General features: G+C 57.8%; 5 protein-coding genes. All 5 read left to right on the top strand.

What is annotated here, in order from left to right:
• Positions 1 to 832, top strand: an 832-nt coding sequence (locus tag WA354_RS00200; protein ID WP_472810988.1) for an alpha/beta hydrolase, incomplete at its 5' end; no start/stop codon positions are given.
• 14 nt (positions 833 to 846) lie between these two features.
• Complete coding sequence (locus WA354_RS00195; protein WP_472810987.1) at positions 847 to 1,326, top strand: MogA/MoaB family molybdenum cofactor biosynthesis protein; 480 nt, start codon at positions 847 to 849, stop codon at positions 1,324 to 1,326.
• 250 nt (positions 1,327 to 1,576) lie between these two features.
• Positions 1,577 to 2,629: a LacI family DNA-binding transcriptional regulator gene (locus tag WA354_RS00190; protein WP_472810986.1), complete on the top strand. Its 1,053-nt coding sequence runs from the start codon at positions 1,577 to 1,579 to the stop codon at positions 2,627 to 2,629.
• 100 nt (positions 2,630 to 2,729) lie between these two features.
• Positions 2,730 to 3,722 carry a protein-methionine-sulfoxide reductase catalytic subunit MsrP gene (msrP, locus tag WA354_RS00185; protein WP_472810985.1) on the top strand — a complete coding sequence of 331 codons (993 nt, stop codon included), beginning with the start codon at positions 2,730 to 2,732 and terminating at the stop codon, positions 3,720 to 3,722.
• 113 nt (positions 3,723 to 3,835) lie between these two features.
• Positions 3,836 to 4,456, top strand: coding sequence for a protein-methionine-sulfoxide reductase heme-binding subunit MsrQ (locus WA354_RS00180; RefSeq protein ID WP_472810984.1), 621 nt, complete (start codon positions 3,836 to 3,838; stop codon positions 4,454 to 4,456).
• Positions 4,457 to 4,538: the final 82 nt, after the last annotated feature.

Below are 4,538 nucleotides of genomic sequence, written 5' to 3'. Positions count from 1 at the left end.
CATTACCCTCCCGCTGTGGCCGAACGGCGCTCCCGGCGCGCCTGCGAACCCACCGGCCGAGATTGATACGACCAAGCCCACGGACAACCTCATCGCCGGCAAGCCGCTCGTGCGCCTTGGAAACGTCTCCAGCCCGACGCTCACGCTTTACGCAGCGAAAGGCAATGCCGCGCGACCGGCTGTCGTTGTGTTTCCGGGAGGCGGCTATACGATCCTCGCCATCGATCTCGAAGGCACCGAGGTCTGCGACTGGCTCAACTCTATCGACGTAACTTGCGTGCTGGTGAAGTATCGCGTGCCCAACACCGGCCCGTATCCCAAATCCGCCGCTGCACTTCAAGATGCGCAACGCGCGCTCGGCCTCGTTCGCCAGCACGCTGCCCAGTGGAAAATTGATCCCGACCGCGTTGGAGTTCTAGGCTTCTCTGCGGGCGCACATCTCTCCGCCGCTCTCAGCACGCATTTTGACAAGCGCCTCTACGACCCGATCGATGCCGCCGACCAGCTCAGCTGCCGCCCTGACTTCGCGCTCATCATCTACCCCGGATATCTCGCCAATGCCGCTCAAAACATGGCGCCCAACGCCGACATTAACCCTACTGCACAAACGCCCCCCACCTTCATCGTTCAGGCAGAGGATGATCCGGTGCACGTCGAAAACGCTACCGTCTATTTTCTGCAATTGAAAGCCGCCAAGGTGCCCGCCGAACTGCATATCTATGCTGAGGGCGGACACGGATATGGTCTGCGCCGGACCGCACTACCGGTAACTACCTGGCCTGAAACCGCAAAGATCTGGCTGCAGACTATCAAAGTTCTTCCGGCAAGGTAGCTACAATCATCGCTATGCTCCTCTGTGTATTAACGGTTTCCGACCGCTGTTCGCAGGGCCTGATGACCGACACGGCGGGTCCGGCGGTTGTCGAGTTGCTGCTTCAGCACTGGCCTGCCGCACAAGTTGAGACTGCGCTTTTGCCGGATGATGAAGAGAAGATCGCGTCACAACTCGAGCGATGGAGCGTGCAGGGAGCGGCGCTGATCCTGACGGCGGGTGGAACAGGCATGAGCCAGCGCGATCGCACGCCCGAGGCTACACTCCGCGTGGTTGATCGCCATGCACCGGGCCTCGCTGAAGCCATGCGATCCCGCGGAGCCGAAAGCAACCCCTTTTCGTGGCTGTCGCGCGGAGTCGCCGGTTTATGTGGCTCAACCCTGATCGTCAATTTGCCGGGGAGCAAACGCGGAGCCGAAGAGAGCCTCGTGTCCATCCTCGTGCTGCTGCGCCATGCGATTGAAGTTGCCGGTGGTAGCCAGAGTCATCCATAGCGAGTCCGATCTTCCAGCGTGGAAGCGTTTTCCAGAATGGACCCCAATCGCCCCAATCGATTGCGCAAATGGCGCTTTCTTAAACTGCGGTCTAGCCAGTTTATTCAATGGTTTCACTGCTGTTCCTTGCGCAATTGTTCACGTAAATCATTCGTGTAACACAAGAAAATCCTTTAGAATCAGTTCATCTGTGGGTGGTCCGAGAAAAAATCCGAACAGGCTTCGCTCGGCCAATGCGAGCATTCGCGACGTGGCGCGGCATGCGGGCGTTTCCATTGCAACTGTTTCGCGGGTGGTAAATGGGATCGCCACCGTTGCGCCTGACTTGGCGGAGCGTGTCTGGAGCGCCATCAAGGAAGTTGGATACGTCCCAAACACCCAGGCGCGCGCTCTCGTCTCCGGACGCAGCCGCATCCTTGGCCTGGTGGTCTCGGAGATCACGAATCCTTTTTTCCCAGAACTCGTCCAGGAGTTTGAGAATCTCGCCGTGGAGCAGGGATATGAGGTTTTCATAGGCTCCACAAACTACGACACCACCCGCACTGAAGCGCTTATCCGCCGCATGCTGCAGCGCAGTGTAGACGGAGTGGCAATCATGACATTCGGCATCGAAGAAGAACTGATCCAGAAGCTCGTTGAGCGCGCATTCCCGCTCGTGTTTGTGGATGCCGGACCGGACTTGCCGAATATTCGTATCCTCAAAGTTAACTATGGAGAGGGAATTCGCGAGGCGGTGCAACACCTCGCAGCACTTGGACATCGCCGGATCGCTTTTATCAGTGGTCCTTTGCAGATGCGCTCCGCGATAGCGCGACGCGATGCTTTCCTCGGTGCCATGGCCGAACTCGGACTGACCGTTCCGCCCGAGCATCTGGTCGAGGGCACGCACACCATGGAAGGCGGCATCAAGGCGAGCGAACAATTACTTGCGCTAGCAGAACTTCCGACCGGCATTGTCTGCTCCAACGACATGACCGCGATTGGTGTGTTGCATGGTCTGCATCGAACGACCCAATCAGTGCCGCAGGACGTTTCCGTTGTGGGATTCGATGATATTCATCTTGCGCAGTTCATGCTGCCATCGCTGACCACGGTCCGGATGTCGTGCAAACATCTTGCCACGGCCGCTGTGCAGGCCCTGCGCGCCGGCATCGAGCCTGACAATCCTTACGCGCAGCAGAAAGAATGGCAGATTCCCACCAAGCTTGTGGTGCGGCAGTCCACTTCATTCCCGCGCGGCAGCCTGCCGGCTATGGCCCGGCCCGCCGCCCCTGCGGCCCGCCGCAACCGTATCAAAAACTGACGCTTCCATTGACATCAAAGTGTTTCCGCAATGCTGTAACTTGCGGCTGATATGGCGTGTCTAATAAAAGTAGTCCGAAAAACTCGGAACGAGGTCGCCCATGCTGATTCGCAAACCCTCCGACATTCCCTCATCGGAGATTACGCCTAAAGAAAGCTACGACGAGTTCTTCAGCCGGCGTCGATTTCTGCGCAACGCCATTGCCGGTACTGCCGCAGCTGGCGCAGCCATCGCCGGAGTCGACCGGCTTGCCGATGTGTTTGCACCTCGCACAAGCGTCCTGGCCGACACGAAACTGCAAACCGTCAAAAGCCCGCTCTCCACCACCGGCGAACAACTCACCAGCCTGCAGGACGTGACCCACTACAACAACTATTACGAATTCGGAGTGCAGAAGAATGAGCCGGCCGAGAACGCCGGTGCGTTGCCTACGCGCCCTTGGGCCGTCAAGGTTGAAGGTAAAGTCAAACAGTCAAAAACCATCGACATCGAAGCCTTGTTGAAGTTACGCCCGCTGGAAGAGCGAGTCTATCGTCATCGCTGCGTCGAGGCGTGGAGCATGGTTATTCCGTGGGTCGGCTACTCGCTCTCTGAATTAATAAAGGAATGCGATCCGCTGCCCAGCGCCAAATACGTGCAGTTCCTCTCCTACTACGACACCAAAGTGGAGAAGTGGGCGAGTGAAGCATCCTTCTATTCGGCGTATTCAGAAGGGCTGCGCATGGATGAGGCCATGCATCCGCTCACGCTGCTCACCTTTGGGCTTTACGGCGAAGTTCTCCCCAACCAGAACGGCGCCCCGATTCGCATCGTTGTGCCATGGAAGTACGGATTCAAATCGGCGAAATCGATCGTGAGGATTCGCTTCGTCGAAAAGGAACCGCCGACAACCTGGAGCGAGATGGGACCAAGCGAATACGGGTTCTACTCCAACGTGAATCCCAACGTCGATCACCCGCGCTGGAGCCAGAAGACCGAGCGCCGCATAGGTTTGCCGTTCTACCAGCAGCGCCGGACGACGCTCATGTTCAACGGCTATGGCGACCAGGTAGCCTCAATGTACACCGGAATGGACTTGAAGAAGAACTTCTAGCAGAGTTAGGAAAGTGTTGGCGGAGTCACGTTCTTGCTTTTCGAACTCCGCTAACGGTGCGAAGCTCCGCTAACAGGCGCTATGCGCCGCTAACTCCGCTTCCCTGGACCCTCATGAATCGCACGACCCTCATCACGCTCAAGACACTCACGTGGATCGCGTGCATTTCTCCGTTTGTGATGCTCGTCTACGAGGCCGTTACCAACACGCTCGGCCCCGATCCTACGTCGACCATCACGCTGACCACGGGTTACAACGCCCTGTTGATGCTCGTCCTTTCGCTGGCCATCACGCCCCTGCGTCTGCTATCGCCGCGCCTGTCGTGGCTCATCAAGTTCCGGCGTCTGTTGGGGCTCTTCGCGTTTTTCTACGCTTCGCTGCATCTGGCCACCTACATCGGGCTGTACATGAACTTCGATCTCAGCGTGTTCAAAACAGACATCACCAAGCGCCGCTTCATCATCGCGGGTTTTGCGGCCTATACACTGCTGGTGCCGCTCGCGGCCACTTCGACGACATGGGCCATTCGCAAACTTGGCGGCAAGCGATGGAACCGCCTGCACAAGCTTGTCTATTTTGCGGCGATCTGCGGAATCATCCACTACTGGTGGCAGGTGAAACCCGGCGTCAAGAGCCCGATGAATCTGACCATTACGCTCTGCGTACTGCTGCTCTCCCGTCCAGTGCTGGCATACATCCAGAAAGTCAGAGCGCGTCGCGCTGTTGCGGTCTGAGTTCTCGCTGGGTCTACTGAATCGCTTCCGGGAATTCTTCGAAAGCAAACATTGTCTGCGCGACAGGACTCCAGTTCTTTCG

This window comes from Occallatibacter sp., from assembly GCF_049802275.1.
In the GTDB taxonomy this organism is placed as follows: Bacteria; Acidobacteriota; Terriglobia; order Terriglobales; family Acidobacteriaceae; genus Telmatobacter.
The sequence above is the reverse complement of the archived record's forward strand: the minus strand, read 5'-3'. Positions and strand labels throughout refer to the sequence as shown.